20 protein-coding genes are annotated in these 19196 nt (G+C 61.6%); 10 read left to right on the forward strand and 10 right to left on the reverse strand.

Translation table 11 applies throughout. The features are described 5' to 3' along the window. Positions 1 to 47: 47 nt before the first annotated feature. Positions 48 to 1016: an inorganic triphosphatase gene (locus I6L46_RS19405; RefSeq protein WP_216976791.1), complete on the reverse strand. Its 969-nt coding sequence runs from the start codon at positions 1014 to 1016 to the stop codon at positions 48 to 50. A 169-nt stretch (positions 1017 to 1185) separates the two neighbouring features. On the opposite strand from I6L46_RS19405, the gene I6L46_RS19410 reads away from it, so the two are divergent. Both I6L46_RS19410 and I6L46_RS19415 read left to right on the forward strand, forming a co-directional pair. Then, on the forward strand, positions 1186 to 1866 hold the full coding sequence (locus I6L46_RS19410) for a TIGR00153 family protein (protein WP_005340244.1): 681 nt from the start codon (positions 1186 to 1188) through the stop codon (positions 1864 to 1866). Positions 1867 to 1891: 25 nt separating this feature from the next. Then, the gene (locus tag I6L46_RS19415) at positions 1892 to 3157 is read left to right on the forward strand and encodes an inorganic phosphate transporter (RefSeq protein WP_005343043.1); all 1266 of its coding nucleotides are present in this window, start codon (positions 1892 to 1894) and stop codon (positions 3155 to 3157) included. 92 nt (positions 3158 to 3249) lie between these two features. On the opposite strand, the gene I6L46_RS19420 is transcribed toward I6L46_RS19415, so the two are convergent. Further along, entirely contained in the window at positions 3250 to 5706 is a 2457-nt protein-coding gene (locus tag I6L46_RS19420; protein WP_216976793.1) for a bifunctional aspartate kinase/homoserine dehydrogenase II, read from the reverse strand. After that, entirely contained in the window at positions 5706 to 6878 is a 1173-nt protein-coding gene (gene metB, locus I6L46_RS19425; RefSeq protein ID WP_216976795.1) for a cystathionine gamma-synthase, read from the reverse strand. The genes I6L46_RS19420 and metB overlap by 1 nt, the downstream gene beginning before the upstream one ends. 220 nt (positions 6879 to 7098) lie before the next feature. Here metB and metJ point away from each other — a divergent pair, with 220 nt between their 5' ends. From metJ to I6L46_RS19440, 3 genes are all read left to right on the forward strand, one after another. Next, complete coding sequence (metJ, locus tag I6L46_RS19430; RefSeq protein ID WP_005340251.1) at positions 7099 to 7422, forward strand: met regulon transcriptional regulator MetJ; 324 nt, start codon at positions 7099 to 7101, stop codon at positions 7420 to 7422. Positions 7423 to 7463: 41 nt separating this feature from the next. Next, positions 7464 to 8198 carry an AraC family transcriptional regulator gene (locus I6L46_RS19435; protein ID WP_042053270.1) on the forward strand — a complete coding sequence of 245 codons (735 nt, stop codon included), beginning with the start codon at positions 7464 to 7466 and terminating at the stop codon, positions 8196 to 8198. A 72-nt stretch (positions 8199 to 8270) separates the two neighbouring features. Continuing rightward, positions 8271 to 8609 (forward strand): tRNA-binding protein, encoded by a 339-nt coding sequence (locus tag I6L46_RS19440; protein WP_005343050.1) that lies wholly within the window; start codon positions 8271 to 8273, stop codon positions 8607 to 8609. A 70-nt stretch (positions 8610 to 8679) separates the two neighbouring features. Here the strand turns inward: I6L46_RS19440 and I6L46_RS19445 are convergent, their stop codons facing one another. The 3 genes from I6L46_RS19445 to nudE form a co-directional block, all read right to left on the reverse strand. Continuing rightward, positions 8680 to 9951 (reverse strand): aromatic amino acid transport family protein, encoded by a 1272-nt coding sequence (locus I6L46_RS19445; protein WP_103252478.1) that lies wholly within the window; start codon positions 9949 to 9951, stop codon positions 8680 to 8682. Between the two features lie 437 nt (positions 9952 to 10388). Continuing rightward, entirely contained in the window at positions 10389 to 11201 is an 813-nt protein-coding gene (gene cysQ, locus I6L46_RS19450; protein WP_216976797.1) for a 3'(2'),5'-bisphosphate nucleotidase CysQ, read from the reverse strand. 37 nt (positions 11202 to 11238) lie between these two features. Further along, a complete protein-coding gene (gene nudE, locus I6L46_RS19455; protein ID WP_058058568.1) occupies positions 11239 to 11847 on the reverse strand; it encodes an ADP compounds hydrolase NudE in 609 nt (202 codons plus the stop codon). A 143-nt stretch (positions 11848 to 11990) separates the two neighbouring features. Between nudE and yrfG the strand changes: the two genes are divergently transcribed. Beyond that, the gene (gene yrfG / locus I6L46_RS19460) at positions 11991 to 12671 is read left to right on the forward strand and encodes a GMP/IMP nucleotidase (protein ID WP_216976799.1); all 681 of its coding nucleotides are present in this window, start codon (positions 11991 to 11993) and stop codon (positions 12669 to 12671) included. A 68-nt stretch (positions 12672 to 12739) separates the two neighbouring features. Here the strand turns inward: yrfG and I6L46_RS19465 are convergent, their stop codons facing one another. The 4 genes from I6L46_RS19465 to I6L46_RS19480 all read right to left on the reverse strand — a co-directional run bounded on the left by I6L46_RS19465 (position 12740) and on the right by I6L46_RS19480 (position 15341). Further along, positions 12740 to 12952, reverse strand: a complete 213-nt coding sequence (locus tag I6L46_RS19465; protein WP_216976801.1) for a hypothetical protein — start codon at positions 12950 to 12952, stop codon at positions 12740 to 12742. Between the two features lie 114 nt (positions 12953 to 13066). Then, on the reverse strand, positions 13067 to 13405 hold the full coding sequence (locus I6L46_RS19470; protein ID WP_043850033.1) for a DUF1294 domain-containing protein: 339 nt from the start codon (positions 13403 to 13405) through the stop codon (positions 13067 to 13069). Continuing rightward, complete coding sequence (locus I6L46_RS19475; protein WP_216976803.1) at positions 13402 to 13992, reverse strand: sugar O-acetyltransferase; 591 nt, start codon at positions 13990 to 13992, stop codon at positions 13402 to 13404. The genes I6L46_RS19470 and I6L46_RS19475 overlap by 4 nt, the downstream gene beginning before the upstream one ends. A gap of 86 nt (positions 13993 to 14078) precedes the next feature. Continuing rightward, positions 14079 to 15341: a DUF4010 domain-containing protein gene (locus I6L46_RS19480; protein ID WP_216976805.1), complete on the reverse strand. Its 1263-nt coding sequence runs from the start codon at positions 15339 to 15341 to the stop codon at positions 14079 to 14081. Between the two features lie 217 nt (positions 15342 to 15558). Here I6L46_RS19480 and I6L46_RS19485 point away from each other — a divergent pair, with 217 nt between their 5' ends. From I6L46_RS19485 to cysW, 4 genes are all read left to right on the forward strand, one after another. After that, positions 15559 to 16560, forward strand: a complete 1002-nt coding sequence (locus I6L46_RS19485; RefSeq protein WP_216976807.1) for a sulfate ABC transporter substrate-binding protein — start codon at positions 15559 to 15561, stop codon at positions 16558 to 16560. A 56-nt stretch (positions 16561 to 16616) separates the two neighbouring features. After that, on the forward strand, positions 16617 to 17192 hold the full coding sequence (locus I6L46_RS19490; protein WP_216976809.1) for an alpha/beta hydrolase: 576 nt from the start codon (positions 16617 to 16619) through the stop codon (positions 17190 to 17192). A gap of 271 nt (positions 17193 to 17463) precedes the next feature. Next, positions 17464 to 18303 carry a sulfate ABC transporter permease subunit CysT gene (gene cysT, locus I6L46_RS19495; protein ID WP_216976812.1) on the forward strand — a complete coding sequence of 280 codons (840 nt, stop codon included), beginning with the start codon at positions 17464 to 17466 and terminating at the stop codon, positions 18301 to 18303. Continuing rightward, positions 18300 to 19190 (forward strand): sulfate ABC transporter permease subunit CysW, encoded by an 891-nt coding sequence (gene cysW, locus I6L46_RS19500; RefSeq protein WP_104015986.1) that lies wholly within the window; start codon positions 18300 to 18302, stop codon positions 19188 to 19190. Before cysT ends, cysW begins: the two co-directional genes overlap by 4 nt. Positions 19191 to 19196 lie beyond the last annotated feature (6 nt).

The following is a 19196-nucleotide window of genomic DNA, read 5'->3' on the forward strand; positions in this document are numbered from 1 at the left end:
AGTTGAAAATGTGTAAACCTATTTCAGGACTAGACATATCGCCCTACTCAGGCTGCGTGATGCAGCCATGCGGCGATGGCCAGCTGCAACTCGACATACGCCGGATAGAGGAAGAGATCGGCCAGTTCGGCAGGCCACTCGTTTTGCTCGCCCGACTGGGCTTGCAGATCGGCTTGCAGGTTGGTCAATGCTGGCAGCCAAGGTGCGGGTTGTGGCAGCGCGGCCGCACTGCGGGCGACCAGATCGATCCCCTGGCACAGGGCCGCGAGTGCCTGCTGTTGAGCATCTTCATCCTGCGGATGCTCCAGCCAGAGCTGCTCGTGATGCTGCCAGTGACGCAGCCCTTCGCTTACCCCCGTTATGCCATCCATACCTTCATGTTCGACCTGCGCCTGCAGAGCCAGCGGTTTGCCGAGCCCGGCCAGTCGGTAGCCGCGCTGGGCCTTGGATTGGGCGCCAAGGCGCAGCCCGCCGATCCTGGCAAGGCGCCGGGCCAGTGCAAACAGCGCCGCGGTAGCGCCTGATTTGAGCTCCAGTTCCAGCTCGTTGATGGTGGTGTTGCCCTGACTGCCGACTATCTCTCCCTGATCCCAGGCCAGCTCAATCTCGGTCCCCTCGAAGACGATCAGCCAGTGGCGGCGCAGGAAGTCGGTGCGAAACTGGGCGACCAGCTGCTGCTGAATGTGGTCACGCTCGGTCAGGGTCGGCCAAATTTCATCGGGAAAGGCCGAGAGGGTCGGCAGATCGCCGCTGACAGGGGCGTTGTACTCGGGTCTGGCGTGCAGGCCGCCCACCACCTGGCCGCGGCATTTGATGGTCTGTTCGGCGAAGGCGTCGCAGCGGCGAATGCGCAGCCCCATCTCCAGTTGGCGCAGAGCCAAGGTCGGCGTATCGAAATAGACGTTGCCGAGCTGCTGTTGTGATGATTCTTTACTCTCAAGAGAATTCAGCAGGTTGGATAACTCGGGTTGAATATCGCGGGCGACAAAAAACTTTATCTCGATCTCAGTTTGCATAGTCATTCCGGGCTGGCAGGCAACTTTGGGGGGCAGGATTCGGGTCGCGGGGATATAATGCCCGCGAGACGACTAGATTAATTCGCGGTTTAATTGAGGGCGCAGTTCGGTTACCATGCGCGCCTCATAAAATCGTATCGAGTGTTTTTTCACCGACACAGGTTTGGCCATGCCAGTAAATACTATTTTGGGGCTTTTTGCCAAGTCCCCCATCAAGCCGCTGCAGAAGCATATCGTCAAGGTTCACCAGTGCTCCCAGCAGTTGGTTCCCTTCTTTGACGCCGTTGCCGAAGACCGTTGGGAAGATGCCGAGAAGATCCGGCAGCAGATCGCCCAGCTGGAAAAAGAGGCAGATACCCTCAAGCGTGAAATCCGTCTGAAACTGCCTCGCGGCCTGTTCCTGCCGGTTGCACGTACCGACCTGCTGGAGCTGTTGACCCAGCAAGACAAGATTGCCAACCGTGCCAAGGATATCTCCGGCCGCATGCTTGGTCGTCGCATGGAGTTCCCCGCCGAAATGCGGACGGATTTCATGGCTTACCTCAAACGTTGTATTGATGCGACCGCTCAGGCCGAGAAAGCGATCGGGGAGCTCGACGAGCTGCTCGAGACCGGCTTCAAAGGACGGGAAGTGGAAATGGTTGCCGAGATGATCCACCAGCTGGATCTGATCGAGGACGATACAGACACCATGCAGATCGGACTGCGCCAACAGCTGCAAGCGGTTGAGCACAATTACAATCCGATCGATGTGATGTTCCTTTACAAGATCCTCGAATGGGTAGGTGACCTGGCAGATCAGGCCGAGCGCGTAGGCGCCCGTCTGGAACTGATGCTGGCTCGTTCGTAATCGACTGACTGGGTAAACACTATTAATGGACATTATCGCGAATTACGGCACCACTCTGGTGCTCGTGGCGGCCTTGTTCGGCTTTTTGATGGCTTGGGGCATTGGCGCGAATGACGTGGCCAACGCCATGGGGACATCGGTCGGCACCAAATCCCTGACCATTCGTCAGGCGATCATCATTGCCATGATCTTCGAATTTGCCGGTGCCTATCTGGCCGGTGGCGAAGTGACGGCCACCATCCGTAACGGCATCATCGACAGCAATGCGTTTGTCGATAGCCCGGACCTGCTGGTGCTCGGCATGATCGCCTCCCTGCTGGCGGCGGGCGCCTGGTTGATCCTCGCCTCCTACTTCGGCTGGCCTGTTTCCACCACTCACTCCATCATCGGCGCCATCGTCGGTTTTGCGGTGGTGAGCATTGGCCCGGAAGCGGTGCAGTGGAGCAAGTTTGGCGGCATCGTCGGCTCCTGGGTCATCACCCCGGCCATCTCAGGTGTCATCGCCTACTTCATGTTCATCAGCGTGCAGAAGCTTATCTTCAACACCGATGATCCCCTGAACAACGCCAAGCGCTATGTGCCGTTCTACATGTTCCTGACTGCGCTGGTGATCTGTCTGGTGACCATCAAGAAGGGGCTGACCCACGTCGGTCTGCACCTGAGCGATGGCGAGGGCATTCTGCTCTCCATCGCCATCTCCATCGCAGTGGCGTTTGCCGGCTGGATCTACATTCGCGGTCAGAAGTACAACCCGCAGGATGACAGCAAGATGCACTTCGCCAACGTGGAGAAGGTGTTCGGCATCCTGATGGTGATCACCGCCTGTGCCATGGCCTTTGCCCACGGCTCCAACGATGTGGCCAACGCCATCGGCCCGCTCTCTGCGGTGGCCTCTATCGTGGCTTCCGGTGGCGAGATTTCCAGTCAGGCTGCCATTGCCTGGTGGATCCTGCCCCTTGGCGGTATCGGTATCGTAATAGGTCTGGCGACCATGGGCGAGAAGGTGATGGCGACGGTCGGTACCGGCATCACTCACCTGACCCCGAGCCGTGGTTTTGCTGCCCAGCTGGCGACTGCCGCGACCGTAGTGATTGCCTCCGGTACCGGTCTGCCCATCTCCACCACCCAGACCCTGGTCGGTGCTGTGATGGGTGTCGGTCTGGCGCGCGGCATTGCGGCGCTGAATCTGGGGGTACTGCGCAACATCGTGGTCTCCTGGATCATCACCCTGCCTGCCGGTGCCATTCTGGCTATCGCCATCTTCTACGTGCTGCAGGCCTGCTTCTCCTAATCGAAGCGGCATTCAGCAAAAAGCCCGAGTCATCGACTCGGGCTTTTTTATTGTGCGCGGGAGAGAGGTGCTGCTCCCGTTGCATATCAGCCTTAGAGGCTGGCGCAGATTTGCCACAGATCGTACTGGATAGCGGCGGCGGTCACTTCCCGGCCTGCCCCCGGCCCCTGGATCACCAGCGGGTTGGTGCGGTAGCTGTCGCTCTCGATGGCGAAGATGTTGTCGCACGGCAAGAGGTTGGCAAACGGGTGGTGGGGCTCCAGCGCCTCCAGTCCGACCCGCGCCTTGCCGTCATGCTCGAAGCGGGCGACGTAGCGCAGTACCTTGCCGAGGCGCTTGGCCCCTTCGAAGGCGGTCTGGATCGGGCCATCCAGCTCTTTCAGTCTGTCCATGAACTGATCGGCGGTCACCTTGCGCAGCGTGACGGGCACCAGATTCTCCAGCTCGATATCGGCGGAGTCGAGCTCGAAGCCTGCTTCCCGCGCCAGAATAAGCAGCTTGCGCCGCACATCCTGACCGGAGAGATCCTCGCGGGGATCCGGTTCGGTCAGGCCGTGCTGCCACGCCTCGTCCACCAGCTCGGAGAAGGGGCGGGAGCCGTCATACTGCTGGAACAGCCAAGAGAGGGTGCCTGAGAAGATGCCGGAGACCCCCTGAATGCGGTCGCCGCTCTGGCGCAGCATCTGGATGCTGGACTGGATCGGCAGCCCGGCGCCCACGGTGGCGTTGTAGCGCCACTGCACCTGATGGTCGCGACAGGTCTGCTTGATGCGCTGGTAGAACTCGCTGTCGGCGGCACCGGCAAACTTGTTGGCGGCGATGATGTGAATGCCGAGCTGGGCAAAATCCGGGTAGTAGCGGCTCACCGTTTCACTGGCGGTCATGTCCAGCGCAATCAGCGCATCGAAGCCGTGCTGCTCAAGCTGGGAGAGCAACTCCTGCCAGATCAGCGGTTTGGGGTTGAAGTTGTCCTGTACCTTGAGGGGGTTGAGCCCCTCTTCATCGAGCAGGCCCCCTTCCGAGCTGAACACCCCGTAGAGGGTGAGCGCCAGATTGAGTTCATGTTCCAGCCGCGCCTTTTCGCGGGCGTAGAGGCTCAGCCAGTGGCCGCCGATATTGCCCTTACCGAACACCACCAGCCCGACCCGGGTCGGGCGGCTGAACAGGGCGCTGTGGAGGGCGATGAGCAGCGGCTCCAGCACTACCTGACGCAGCACGGCCACCAGACTCAGGCCATCTCGGGCTACCTGGACGAACTCCAGCGGTTGATCTGCCAGCAGCTGATAGAAGCGGTGACACTGCTCCGCGTTGTCGGTGACACCGGCGCCGACCAGCGCCACCAGACTGAACCCCTCTTTCTGGATGAGGCCGGTGAAGCTCCCTTGCAGCTGGAAGTCGCGCAGCAGCTCGAAGGCGCCCTGTGCTACCTCAAGGGTGTAGGCGAGACGCAGGATCCGGCGATCCGGCTGGCGCTGCAGGGTGAGCGGGTTGAGGCGGTGGCGGGCCAGATGGGCCTCGATGGTGGCCACAGTCTGCTCGTAGTTGGTTTGCGGCAGTACCTTCAGCTCGATGAGGGCGATCTGATCCACCGAGGAGACGATGCGGGCGCCGCCGGAGCGGGGGGCGCGGCGCAGGATATGGGTGCAGCCCTCGTCCGGGTTGTAGCTGCAGCGTAGGGTGAGGCGCTGGCGGCTGTCGGCCACAGGTTGCAGAGTGCGCGAATGCAATACCGAAGAACCAAGACGGGCCAGCTCGTTGGCTTCGGCGAGGCTCAGGCGCTCCAGTAGGCGAGCCTCCTTCACCCGGCGCGGGTCGGCGCTATAGACCCCGGCCACATCGCTCCAGATGGTGGTGGATTCGCCGTCTGCCAGCAGCGCCAACAGGCTGGCGCTGTAGTCGGATCCGTTGCGACCGAGCAGCAGGGATCGCCCCTCCATGTCGGCAGCGATAAAGCCGGTTACCACGATGCGACCGGCATGTTCGGCCAGCCGCGCCTTGAGCAGCTCGCTGGAGAGGGCGGTATCCACCTTGACCAGAGCGCCATCCTCGGCGCGCAGGAAGCTGCGGGCATCGAGCCAGATAGCCTTGTCGCCTCGGCTGGTGAGCAGGGCCGCCAGCAGGCGCGCCGACCACACTTCGCCAAAGGCGAGCAGGCCGTTGCGGGCGAAGCGGTCAAACTGCCCTTCCAGCGTTTTGGCGATCAGCTGCATGTCGTCGGCCAGTTGCTTGCTCAGATCGAGCTGCAGTTCACCCTCCAGCAAGCCGTCGATCAGGCTCTGCTGATAGGCCTGCAGGGCAGAGATGGCTTCACCGGCGGCTTCGTCCCCCGCTTCGGCCAGCTCCACCAGCTGGATCAGTCGGTTGGTGGTCTTGCCAGCGGCGGAGACTACGATCAGCTCGTCGCCACCCATCTGTTGTTCAACGATGCTGGCGACCCGGCGATAACAGACCGGATCCGCCAGACTGCTGCCACCGAATTTGTGGACGTGACGTCGCTTCAATCCTGCTTCTGCTGCCACCGCGATCTCTCCTTGTTGCTGCTGTTCCATTACTTCGCTACCTGTTCTGCCTGCTGCGCCTGTTCAAAAGCCTGAGCCAGATCGGCCACCAGGTCTTCACCGTGTTCAATACCGACCGACAACCGCAGCAGCTGGGCGCTGATTCCTGCTGCCTGCTGCGCCGCCGGGGTCATGGCCCTGTGGGTCATGCTGGCCGGATGGGCCACCAGACTCTCCACCCCGCCGAGGGACTCGGCCACCGAGAAGAGGGTGAGGGCCGCGAGGAAGGCGCGAATGCCTGCCTCGCTGCAATCGAGTTCAAAACTTAGCATGGCGCCGAAGCCGGACTGTTGACGGCGCGCAATGTCGTGGCCCGGATGGCTCGGCAGGCTGGGGTGATAGATGCGTTTCACCAGCGGCTGCTGTTGCAGGAAGGCGAGGATGCGGTCGGTGTTCTCCTGATGGGTGCGCAATCTGGGGGCCAGAGTGCGCAGGCCGCGCAGGGTGAGGTAGGAGTCGAACGCCCCGGAGGTGAGCCCCAGACAGTTGGCCCACCACACCAGCGACTCGGCCAGTGCTGCCTCCTTGGCAATCGCCACTCCGCCCACCACGTCTGAGTGACCGTTGATGTACTTGGTGGTGGAGTGCACCACCACGTCGGCACCGAGGGCCAGCGGTTGTTGCAGCAGGGGGGAGAGGAAGGTGTTGTCCACCACCACCTGCGCACCCACCTCGTGGGCGGCGCTGGCAATGGCGCTGATATCCACCACCCGCAGCAGCGGGTTGGAGGGGGTCTCGACCCATACCAGCGCAGGCTTTTGCGTCAGCGCGGCGGCCAGAGCGGCCTCGTCACCCTGATCGACAAACTGCACCCGGTAGTGGCCCTTGGCCGCCAGATACTCGAACAGGCGCCAGGTGCCGCCGTAGCAGTCGTGAGGGGCAATCAGCAGATCCCCAGCCTTGAGCAGTGCCGTGGTGACCAGATGGACGGCGCCCATGCCGGTGCCGGTGACCACGGCGCCAGCGCCCCCTTCCAGCGCCGCCAGCGCGTCTGCCAGATTGGTGCGGGTCGGATTGCCGGATCGGGCATAATCGTATTGACGGGGCTCGCCAAAGTCGGCAAAGGTGTAGTTGCTGGAGAGGTAGATAGGCGGCACCACGGCACCGTGTTGCTGGTCTGTCTCAATCCCGGTGCGAACCGCCAGGGTGGCCTTGTGGGTCATGTTTCTCTCCTTGATCTCTCTGGACGGTGGCCGCTCTTCCTGCCACGCTGCTTTTGCCACACGCAATCGTGCCAATGCTGGCATCATGATGAACCACACTACGCCAGCTTAAAAAAGCCGTCAACACTTCCAGACGTCTAAATGGCTTTGCTGTTGGATTGCCATTAATTTCCTTAAGGGTTAAAATCCGCGCTCACGGCTAAATGAGAACAGGTGAGTCATGGGAACAGAGTGGAACGGCGACTACGTCAGCCCCTACGCGGAACACGGTAAGAAGAGCGAACAGGTCAAGAAGATTACCGTCTCGATCCCGCTCAAGGTGTTGAAAGTGTTGACCGATGAGCGCACCCGCCGTCAGGTGAACAACCTGCGTCATGCGACCAACAGCGAGCTGCTCTGTGAAGCCTTCCTGCACGCTTTCACCGGCCAGCCGCTCCCTTGCGACGAAGACTTGCGCAAGGATCAACCGGACAGTGTCCCGGCCGAAGCGCGCGCCATCATGGAAGCGCTGGGCAAAGAGATCGAAGATTTCGACAAGGAATAACCCCCAATGACGCGGCCCTGGCCGCGTCATTGCTATCTGCCATGTCCCGCTTCAGCCTGCGCCACTATCACCACCACTTCTGCAGCCATAGCCACGACTTTGCCCAGCTGGTGATCCCCCTCGACGGCCCCCTCGAGATCGAGGTGCAGGGCCGGGGGCGCAGGCTTGCCCCCGGTTCTGCCTGCATCATCGCTCCCGGCGAGCGGCACGACTACGCCGCCGATCCCGCGCTTTCGTTTCTGGTGCAGGAGAGCGACTGGCTACCCGGCGATCTGGCGGCTCACCCCTTTATCGAGCTGGATGAGCCCCAGCGCCACTACCTCGCTTTTCTGCACCGCATGGTGGCCGAAGGGCGGCAGGTGGCGGGCATGGCGCAGGTGTGGCTCTCCCTGCTGGCGGAAGGGCAGGGGATGCAGAGCACTGCCACCCCGCGTCTTGCCGCTCGCATCCTCAAGGTGCAGCGCCATATCGATGCCAATCTCGCCGCCCCGCTGACCAATCAGCAACTCGCCGCCATCGCCTGCCTTGGCCAGAGCCAGTTCAAGCTCGCCTTTCGCCAACAACTGGGGGTAAGCGTCTCCCACTACATTCGCAGTCGGCGCATGGCACTGGCGCGAACCCTGCTTGCCGGTACGCAACTGCCCGTTGGGGAGATTGCCAGCCGCTGCGGCTACCAGAATCAGGGGGCCTTCGGCGAGCGCTTCCTGGCCGAGACCGGGCTCACTCCGTCCCTCTGGCGCCAGCAAAACGGCCACCTGCCGCAACGAAACGGCTGATCGCCGAAGACAGCCTTCTCTCTTTGGGCCATGCTGCGGGTCATGCAAGGTGCACGATAAACAGGAGCCGAAATGGAGACGATTAGCTGGCAGGATTTCGAGATGGTGGAGCTGAGGGTGGGTACCCTGGTGCGGGTCGAGCCGTTCCCCGAGGCGCGCAAACCGGCCTACAAGGTGTGGGCGGATTTTGGCCCTGAACTGGGGATTCGCAAGAGCAGCGCCCAGATCACCGCACTCTACCAGCCAGAGCAGCTGGTGGGCCGCCAGATCATCGCCGTAGTCAACTTCCCGACCAAGCAGATCGGCCCGTTTCAGTCGGAGTTTCTGCTGACCGGTTTCTATCGGCCGGATGGCGCTGTAGTGATGGCTATCCCCGAGCAAGCGGTGGAGAACGGCGCCAGGCTGGGCTGAGCTCACACCCGAACAGAGAGAAGAGAGGCGACCCAAGGTCGCCTCTCTTTTTGTTTTCTGCTGCGAGTCGTTACTTCAACAGGCTGAAGATCAGCGCCGATACCGCCAGCGAACCGGTCAGCAGGATAAAGCCGTTGGTCCAGCCGTGACGGAAGCGGGCCAGCGCCTCCACCTTGTAGATTGCAATCACCGGCATGATAAACAGGATCATGGCGATGACCGGGCCGGAGAGGGTCTCCATCAGCCCCAGAATGCCCGGGTTGATGACGGCGGCCCCCCAGATAGAGAAGAACATCAGGGCGATACCGACTTTGTCCGCCTTGGCCAGCGGCAGGCCGGTAGGCTTGGCGATCAGGCTTTTCAGGCTTTCACGGGCACCGAGGAAGTGGCCAAGGAAGGAGGAGCTGATGGCGATAAAGGCGATGAGCGGTCCCAGAGTCACGATCACCGGGTTATCGGTGATGTTGGCGAGATAGGAGAGCACAGAGACGTTCTGGGCCTTGGCTTCAGCCAGCTGGGCTGGCGAGAGGCTCAGCACGCAGGAGAAGACGAAGAACAGCACGAAGCCCACCAGCATTACTGTGGTGTTGCGCAGGATCAGGCCGCTCTTGGCTTCTGCCTGCTCGCCATATTCACGGCGCTGCACGTTGGCAAAACCGGAGATGGCAGCGGCGTGGCTGAAGGCGAACACGGTGACCGGCAGCGCCAGCCAGACAGTGTTGAGGAAGCTGACCCCTTCAAACGCGGTCACTTCCGGCCATTGCCACTGAGGGATCAGGTAGCAGGAGAGGGCCGCCAGAATGGCCGCCAGCGGATAGACCATAAAGGCGAAGGCGCGCAGCATCGCTTTCTCACCCGCCAGCATCACGGCGATCATGGCAAACACCAGCAGGCCGGAGAGCATCACCCGATCCGGGGTCGCCATGCCGAGCTGGTTGACCATGAAGCTCTCCACCGTGTTGGTCAGCCCGACCCCGTAGATGAGCAGGATCGGGAAGATGGAGAGGAAGTAGAGCGCCGAGATAAGGCGGCCGGCCATTTTGCCGAAGTGCTCCTCCGCCACTTCGGTGAAGTCGGCGTGGGGGCGTGACGAGGAGAGCACGAAGCGCGCCAGCCCGCGGTGGGCGAGGAAGGTCATGGGGCCTGCCAGTACCGCGACGATGACGAGAGGCCAGATCCCGCCCAGACCCAGATTGATGGGCAGGAACAGGATACCGGCGCCAACGGCGGTGCCAAACAGGCTGATGACCCAGTGGGTGTCGTGACGGCGCCAGCGGGTGGTGCTGGCCGTGGTGGAGCAGGAACCGGATAGCTCCTTGGTAGCTTCTACAGATAAACTCATTACTAATTCACTTTTTGCTAGTGTTTTAATCTGAGCTTATTGTGGTTTATCGGGATTTAATTCTCAAAAAGCGAGACTGAAACATATCACTGCCATTGCGGGGTTTAGCCAGCGAGATTGGGAATGGAATCTGGTTCACAGAATTGAACGAAACTGATATTGGTGATTTTTGTGAAATATAAAACCAAAATTTGATCTGCTATCATTTTTTTATTTTGGCTAATCAGGTGTTTTCAGAATTACGTGAAAAATCGCACCATTTCTCGCCGACCGATTGTGATGTTTCACTATCATTTTGCCGCTTTGCCAGCGTATCACGCTGTTCAAGAGTGCCTTGACCAGCGGATCACACCGGCCATCACCCGGGGCAACTTCCCTGAAAAAGCAGGCGGCCATCGGGCCGCCTGCTTGTCTGGTGTGATGATATCGCTACTCGTCTAGTGGGCCAGAATGCTGCCCCAGGCGAGATCCGGATCCCCCATCACGATAAAGTCAGGGTTCTCCAGCGACTCGGTTTCGTTGTAACTGAGCGGCTGCAACGCCAGGCTGAGGATACGGCCACCGGCTGCCTCGACGATGCACTGGGCGGCGGCGGTGTCCCACTCGCCGGTGGGGCCGAGCCGCACGTAGCAATCGGCCGCACCTTCCGCCACCAGACAGGATTTGAGGGAGCTGGAACCAAGCGGGATCAGCTCGTAGTTGATGGCCGGGTTGAGGCGGCTGGTGAGGTTCTCCAGCTTCTGGCGGCGGCTGATGGCGACTACCAGCGAGTCGGGCTGGTCATGCTCGTGATGCATGGCGCTGATGGGCAGTACCTCGCCATTCACCTCCTTGAAGGCGCCGTAGCCGCGCACCGCCCAGTAGAGCACGTTGGACTCGGGGGCGTAGATGACCCCGAGCACCGGCACATTGTCCCGCACCAGGGCGATCAGGGTGGCGAAGTCGCCGCTGCCCGCGATAAATTCGCCGGTGCCGTCGAGGGGATCCACTAGCCAGTACTGCCGCCAGTTGGATCGCTGGCTGAAGGGGATGTCGGCCGCCTCTTCAGTCAGCACGGGAACGTGGGGAGTGAGCGCCGAGAGCGCCTGCTTGAGGTAGGCATCGGCAGCAAGATCGGCACTGGTGACCGGGGTCGCATCCTCCTTCAGCTGACACTCGAACTGACCGCCGTGATAGATGTCGTGAAGGATCCTTCCGGCTTCGCGGGCAATCTCCTTGACCCCCGGCACCCAGGCCAACAACTCCTGCATCTCGTTATCCTCTGTCTGTTAACTGCCCGTCTGCGGGCTACTTTGCCTGCTCCGCCAGCCACTTCTGGGCCAGGAGCAGGGCACTGATACTGCGCGACTCGGTGAAGTCGGGTCGCGCCAGCAATTCGTCTATCCGGTTTAGCGGCCAGGGGATCACTTCCAGCGGTTCGGGCTCGTCGCCGATCCGCTGCTCGGGGAAGAGATCCCGGGCCAGCAGGATATCCATCCGGCTGGAGAAGTAACCGGGCGCCAGCGACACCTGCTTGAGCAGGGTCAGGCTGTTGGCGCCAAAGCCCGCCTCCTCCATCAGCTCCCGGTTGCCCGCCTCGAAGGCATCTTCGCCCGGGTCGATCAGCCCTTTAGGAAAGCCCAGCTCGTAGGAGTGAGTGCCAGCGGCATATTCGCGCACCAGCAGCAGGGTGTGGGCATCGAAAAGTGGCACCACCATGACGGCACCACGATTGCCGCCGCGCATCCGCTCGTAGACCCGCTCTTCGCCGTTGGAGAATTTGAGGTGGAGGGATTCCACTCTGAACAGCCGGCTCTCGGCCACTATCTCGGCCTTGAGGATCTCCGGTTTGCTCTTCTCCTGCTCCAGCTGGTCGATCGAAATCTGTTCGGGGGGGCTTTTGTGGTGCTCACTCATCAGGGGTGACGGCTCGTTAAAAAATCGTGTTTCAAGAGTAAACGACTCCCACACCGAACACCACGGGGCAGGGAGGGGAAAGGGGGAGGAAAAATCCGTTATACTGCCGCCCCGTTTTCCGAGATCCGCGATCAAGAGGCCCGATGCCACACTCCTGCTCCACCACCTTGCTCTGGCACCAGATAGATACCGTCTTGCTCGATATGGATGGCACCCTGATCGATCTGCATTTTGACAACCACCTCTGGCAGCAGCTGGTGCCGGAGCGTTACGCCGAGCGGCTCGGGCTACCGCTGGATGAAGCCAAAGCGCAGATCGATGTCCACTATCACGCCGTCAACGGCACCCTCAACTGGTACTGCGTGGATTACTGGAGCGAGACCCTGGGGCTCGACATCCGTGCCCTCAAGCAGGAGCTGCTGGCGAAGATCCAGTGGCGTCCCCACGCCATCCCCTTTCTGGCCGCGCTGCGTGCCGCGGGCAAGCAGTTGGTGCTTTTCACCAACGCCCACCCCGCCAGCCTGTCGGTGAAGGATGCACAGCTGGGGCTCCGCGACCATCTGGATTTGATGGTGAGTACCCACGAGCTGGGCTGGTCGAAGGAGAGTCAGCACTGCTGGCAGGCGCTGGCACAGCGGCTGGCGTTCGATCCGGCCCGCACCCTGTTTGTGGATGACAGCGAGCGGATCCTGCGGGCTGCCGCCGACTATGGCATCGGCTATCAGCTGGCGATCCAGAATCCGGATAGCTGCAAGCCGGAGCAGAGCATTACCGCTTTTCCGGCGATCCGCGACTATGCCGAGTTGCTGCCGTTGGCAATCTGAATCAGTTCAAACAAGAGAGGGCTGCATCATGCAGCCCTCTCTGTATCTGAAACCTGGCGGTGAAAAAATCACAGCTCCCGGAACGGACGCCGTTTCTCTTCCTCTATGACGATCGCCTCCAGATTGGCGACCCGCTCCTGCAACTCTCTGATGATCATATCCTGCTTGCCGAGGCGGTCGGTGATGCGGGCATCCCCCATCTGATAGCGGGCCCGTTTGCCGAGATATCCGAACAATAGGCTGATAAATACGATCAGGACTATGCCTGTCCACATGGTCATGTCACGACTCCTTGTCGTCTATAAACGGCGAAAACGCTGATGGGATCCGTTCTGTTTTCTCACAGCCGCCAATTGGCCGCAATGGGGCCCTTTTAGCCTTTGTGATGCAGTTGGCTATTGCTGCCAGAGTGGCCGCCCGACCCAGAGCGCCCACAGGGTGAGGTGCAGCAGCACGATAAACCAGAAGACCAGCCGGTAGCTGCGCTTCTGGGTCTTGTGACGTAGCCACTGGCGGGCCACCAGTGCGCCCGGCCAGCCGCCGCACAGCTCCAGCAGATGGAGACGGGATTCGGGAATGCGCCACTCGCCCCGCACCGCCTGCCGCTTGTCCCAGGCGTAGGCCGCCAGCGTCAGCAGACTCATGGTCAGCAGTGCGGCCAGTGGCCACCACTGCTGGCTGTCGAGGCCGAGCCAGAGGGTCCAGCCCAGCGGCAGCAGCGCCAGCGCCATCATTGGGCCAACTCCCAGCAGCGCTCCTCGTCCTGCTTGAGGGTGCGGATCACCTTGGCCGGATTGCCCACCGCCACCGAGTCAGCCGGGATGTCTCGGGTGACCACGGCGCCGGCACCTATGATGGAGCGCGGCCCTATGGTGACGCCGGGGCAGATGATGGCGCCGCCACCAATCCAGCAGTCGTCACCGATCCGCACCGGCTTGTTGTAGGCGGTCCAGTTGCGTCGCTCCAGATAGTTCGTGGTGTGGGTGGCGGTGTAGATCTGCACGTTGGGGGCCAGCAGCACATGGCTGCCGATATGCACTTCACCCAGATCGAGAATGGTGACGTTGAAGTTGAAGAAGGTCTTCTCGCCGATGTGGATGTTGCGGCCAAACTCGCAGGTGAAGGGCGTGCTGATCCAGCAGGAGTCGGGGCAGTGGCCGAACAGCTCGCGGCAGATCTGCTGGCGCAGAGGGCCATCGCCTGCAGGTGAACCATTGAGCCGGGCCAGCAGCGCCTGACCGCGGATCCGGTCGTTCGCTATCTCCTCGCTCTGGCCATCCAGCGCCCCGCCTGCCAGTACCTTGTCCCAGTCGCTCGCCATTGCTACCTCCTCATGCTGCAAGAGGGGGCAGTATACGTGACAAGCGCGAGAGGCGTCAGTCTGTCACTTCTGGCAGGTGATCCCCGTCATCCTGCTGGCCAGACGAGGGGCAGGATCAGCAGGGCCGAGACGAAGTAGGGGAGCAGCACCCGCAGCCCCAGACTGCGACCACCGATGCCGATGGCCAGCAACCCCTTCACCAGCGAGTTGACCAGCCCGGCGAGCAGGATGCCGCGGGCCGCCACCTCCAGCGCCAGCTCCTTGTGGGAGAGCTGGGAGAGCGACAAGGTGATGGCGTCCACGTCGGTGATCCCCGACACCAGCGCCAGCAGATAGACCCCCGAGTTGCCTACCTTGTCTTGCAGCAGCGTTGCCATAAAGCCGATCAACGCCAGCAGCAGGCCGAACTTGATGGCGGTGGCCAGATCGAGCGGGTTGCTGGTTTCCGGCTGTACCGGGCCGTCAGTCAGCTCCTCGCGCTGGCGCCAGAACCAGAAGGCAAAGCCGTACACTGTGGTCGCCAGCAACACGAGCGGGGCGGCGAGGCGCATCGCGAGCTCGCTGTGAATGAGCAGCACCAGCACCAGCAGCCGTAGCCACATGGTGGCCCCCGCCAGCAGGATACCGGTGGCCAGCAGCCGTTCCAGTCCCCCCTGCTCCTTGTTGAGGCGGGCGAACTGCAGGGTAAGGGCGGTGGAGGAGGCCAATCCCGCCAGTATGCTGGTGAGCACCAGCCCGGCGCGAGTACCGAGCAGCCGCACCGCGAAGTGGCCACAAAACGAGATGCCGGCGATCACCACCACCATCAGCCAGATCTTGAAGGGGTTGAAGGCATCGAGGGGCCCCATCTCCTCGTTGGGCAGTACTGGCAGCAGTACCAGCGAGATGAGCAGAAAGCGCAGGGTGGCGTGAAATTCGGTTTCGCTGAGAAACAGCATCCCCTGCTGGATCTTGCCCTTGAGCCCCATCAGCAGGGCGGCCAGCACGGCGCAGGCCACCGCCTCGCTCGGGCTCAGCAGCACCGACATCAGCCCCAGCAAATAGGTGAGCAGCATGGCCACCGAGCTGGTGAGGCCAAACTCCCCCTGCCAGCGTTGGGCCAGCCAGACCGAGAGGCCGCAGCCGATCACCACCGCCAGCAGGCCGAGCAGTGGCAGCCAGGGGCCCAGAGTCGGTAGCAGCAAACCGCATACCCCGCCGAGCAGGCCGATAAGGCCGTAGGTACGCATCCCGGCGATGCGCTGGTTATCCCCCAGCTGGCGCACCTGCCAGCCCCGCTCCAGCCCGATGATAAGGCCGATGGCCAGCGAGACCAGGGCTCCGTTGACCGGTTCTGCATTGATCCACATAACGACTTCCTTTTCGTCATCTGCCTGCCTTGTTCCCATGATGGCACAGCGAGCAAGGGGCCAGAGGGGCATGGCTCACAGAGTCTGCGTCCGGCTTCCGGTGCGGGTGGCTGAGTTGATATGAGCAAAAGAGATAAGCAAAGAGTTATTTCTTTCTTCTGGGCATAACAACTCCACGGCATGCTGTTCTCAACCCAACAAGATATGGAGTATCACCATGAAACTGCGAATGACCGCCCTGACCCTGCTCTCTCTGCTGGCATTTGGCCAGGCCAATGCCGCCGAGATCCGCCTGCTCAATGTCTCTTACGATCCGACCCGCGAGCTGTTTCTGGAGTACAACGCCGCCTTTGCCAAGGAGTGGAAGGCCAAAACCGGCGACGACGTGGTGGTGAGCCAGTCTCACGGTGGCTCCGGCAAGCAGGCCCGCGCTGTGGTGGATGGACTGGAGGCCGACGTGGTATCGCTGGCGCTGGCCTACGATGTCAACGCTATCGCCAAGGAGGGGCTGACCGCTGCCGACTGGCAGAGTCGTCTCGGCAACAACGCCTCGCCCTATACCTCCACCATTGTCTTCCTGGTGCGCAAGGGCAATCCCAAGCAGATCAAGGATTGGGATGATCTGGTGCGCAAGGATGTCGCCATCGTGACTCCCAACCCCAAGACCTCCGGCGGGGCACGCTGGAACTATCTGGCCGCCTGGGGCTATGCCCTGAAGAAGAGCGGCAGTGAAGAGGGGGCCAAGCAGTTTGTTGGCGATCTATTCAAGAACGTGAAGGTGCTGGACTCAGGCGCCCGCGGTGCCACCACCAGCTTTACCGAGCGCGGTCTCGGTGACGTGCTGCTGGCGTGGGAGAACGAAGCCCTGCTGGTGCTTGGTCAGGCGGGGGCCAGCGACAAGTTCGAGCTGGTGGTGCCTTCGGTCTCCATTCTGGCGGAGCCGCCGGTCGCGGTAGTGGACAAGGTGGCCAAGAAGCACGGTACCGAAGCGGTGGCCAAGGCCTATCTCGATTATCTCTACTCTGACGAGGGGCAACATATCGTCGCCAAACATCACTATCGCCCCAGCAACCCGGCGATCCTGAAGGAGACAGCAGCCCAGTTCCCGCAGCTTGCCTTCTTTACCGTCAAGGATCTGGAAGGGGATTGGGAGAAAGCCCAGAAGAAACACTTCGCCCAGGGCGGTCTGTTTGACCAGATCTATCAGCCGGGTCGTTGATAGCTTCGTTATCCATCACTGAACTGGCCCCTGTGCCAGCCGATAGGAGCACCAAGATGAACAAGATCCTCCTGGTTCCCGGTCTGCACAACAGTGGGCCGGATCACTGGCAGAGCCGCTGGCACGATCATTTTCCCCAATGGCAGCGGATGACCGGGCTACCGTGGGACAAGCCGGACCTCAGGGTCTGGAGTGCCAAGCTGGCGAGCAAGCTGAAACGTCGCCGCAGCCGGGTCCATCTGGTGGCCCACTCTTTCGGCGCCCTGACCGCCATCGCGGCGGCCCGCTTGCAGCCGGAGAAGGTGGCCTCGATCTTTCTGGTGGCGCCCGCTGATCCCGTACGTTTTGGCATTGCGGATGAGGCCTTGGCCGGGCCGCTGCAGGTATCGGCCCAGCTGGTGGCCAGCCGCAATGATCCTTGGATGAGCTTTGAACGGGCCGAATACTGGAGCCGTCAGTGGCAGGTGCCGCTGTTCGATGCCGGTGAGGCGGGCCATATCAATGCCCAGTCAGGTCATGGGGACTGGCATCAGGGGCTGCATTTGCTGGGGGCACTCTACCGCCGTGGTGAGCTGGTAGTGGCACCGGTCAAGACCGCATCGCCCCGGCCGGTCGTATTGGGCTTTCGCTAGGTATCTGTGAAGTGGTTGGAGGGTTGGCGAGCGCGCTGTTCGCTGGCTACTCCATGCCCCCGTTCTTTGAATGCTCCGCTCCGTATTGCTCCATTTCTTAGGTCTTTTATTTATATAAAAGACCTTTTTTTATTTGGAGTGCGCCAAGAGCCTTGTGACTCTGCGGTTAGACAAAAAAGTGATTAGCAAAGTCGCAATTGATGTTTGTTGCCGATGAGGGGAGTGCGCAGAATCACCATATCGAAAATTCTTCATAACAGATGGATGTGTTATGCGATTTGGTTCTTATTCTGTCCTGCCCGGTTTTGGCCCCACCCTGGGGTTCAGCCTGCTCTATCTGGGCCTGCTGGTGCTGTTGCCGCTCTCGGCCCTGGTGCTGTTTGCGGTCAACAACCTGACCGCCGCCGAGTTCTGGCAGGTGATAGGTTCACCCCGGGTGCTCGCCTCCTTTCGCCTGAGCTTCGGGGCGGCCTTTGTCGCGGCGCTGCTCAACAGCCTGTTTGGCCTGATCCTGGCCTGGATCCTGGTGCGCTACACCTTCCCCGGTCGTCGACTGGTGGATGCGTTGATCGACCTGCCATTTGCCATGCCGACCGCTGTATCCGGCATCGCCCTGTGCGCCATTTTCGCCCCCAACGGCTGGATCGGCCATCTGCTGGCGCCGCTCGGCATCCAGCTCGCCTACAACCCCATCGGCGTCGTTATCGCCCTCACCTTTATCGGGCTGCCTTTTGTGGTGCGCACCCTGCAGCCGGTGCTGCGAGAGGCTGAGAGCGAGCAGGAGGAGGCCGCCGCCAGCCTCGGCGCCGATCGCTGGCAGACCTTTATCCACGTGCTCTGGCCGACCCTGATCCCGGCCCTGCTCACCGGCTTTGCGTTGGCGTTTGCCCGTGCTGTGGGGGAGTACGGCTCCGTCATCTTTATCGCCGGCAACCTGCCGATGGTCTCGGAAATCGCACCGCTGATGATCATGAGCCATCTGGAGGAGTACGACTATGCCGGCGCCTCTGCCATTGCCGTGGTGATGCTGCTGATCTCATTCATTTTGTTACTGCTAATCAACAAGTTGCAGGCCTGGAGCTGGTCTCGTATCGGAGGGAGCCGGATATGAACGCATCGACACTCGCCCTTGAAGTCGCCCCTGTGGAGGTTGCTCCCGTGCGCAAGGCACCTCCAGTGATCCGTGAACCCCAGTGGGTCAAATGGCTGCTCATCACGGTGGGTCTCGGCTGGTTTGCCGCCCTGTTGCTGCTGCCGTTGGCCACCGTCTTTATTCAGGCGCTGAGCCCCGGGCTGGCTTTTTTCTGGCACGCCATCAGCGAGCCGGATGCCCTGAGCGCCCTCGGTCTCACCGCACTGGTGACGCTATGCGCCGTTCCCCTCAATCTGCTGTTCGGGATTGCTGCGGCCTGGGCCATCGCCCGTTTCCGCTTCCCCGGTCGGCAGCTGCTCATCACCATCATCGATCTGCCCTTCTCGGTGTCGCCGGTGATCGCCGGTCTGATGCTGGTGTTGATGTTCGGCAGCCGCGGCTGGTTCGGTGACTGGCTGAGCGAACACGACATCAAGATCATCTTCGCCACCCCGGGGATCATCCTGGCCACCACCTTCATTACCGTGCCCTTCGTGGTGCGCGAGCTGCTGCCCCAGATGGAGGCGCGTGGCCCGGAAGAGGAGGAGGCGGCCATCATGCTGGGGGCGAGCGGTCTGCAGATGTTCTGGCGCGTCACCCTGCCCGGCATTCGCTGGAGCCTGATGTACGGCCTGCTGCTCTGTACCGCCCGCGCGGTGGGGGAGTTTGGCGCGGTGTCGGTGGTTTCCGGCCATATTCGCGGCCAGACCAATACCCTGCCGCTGCATATCGAGATCCTCTACAACGAGTACCAGACCGGCGCCGCCTTTGCAGTGGCAAGCCTCTTGGCTCTGTTCGGGATCTTCACCCTGCTGGGGGAAACCCTGTTGGCCCGGCTGCGTGCCCAGCCCACCAAATCTCACTGATCACCG

It is taken from the genome of Aeromonas sp. FDAARGOS 1416, from assembly GCF_019048085.1.
In the GTDB taxonomy this organism is placed as follows: Bacteria; Pseudomonadota; Gammaproteobacteria; order Enterobacterales; family Aeromonadaceae; genus Aeromonas; species Aeromonas veronii.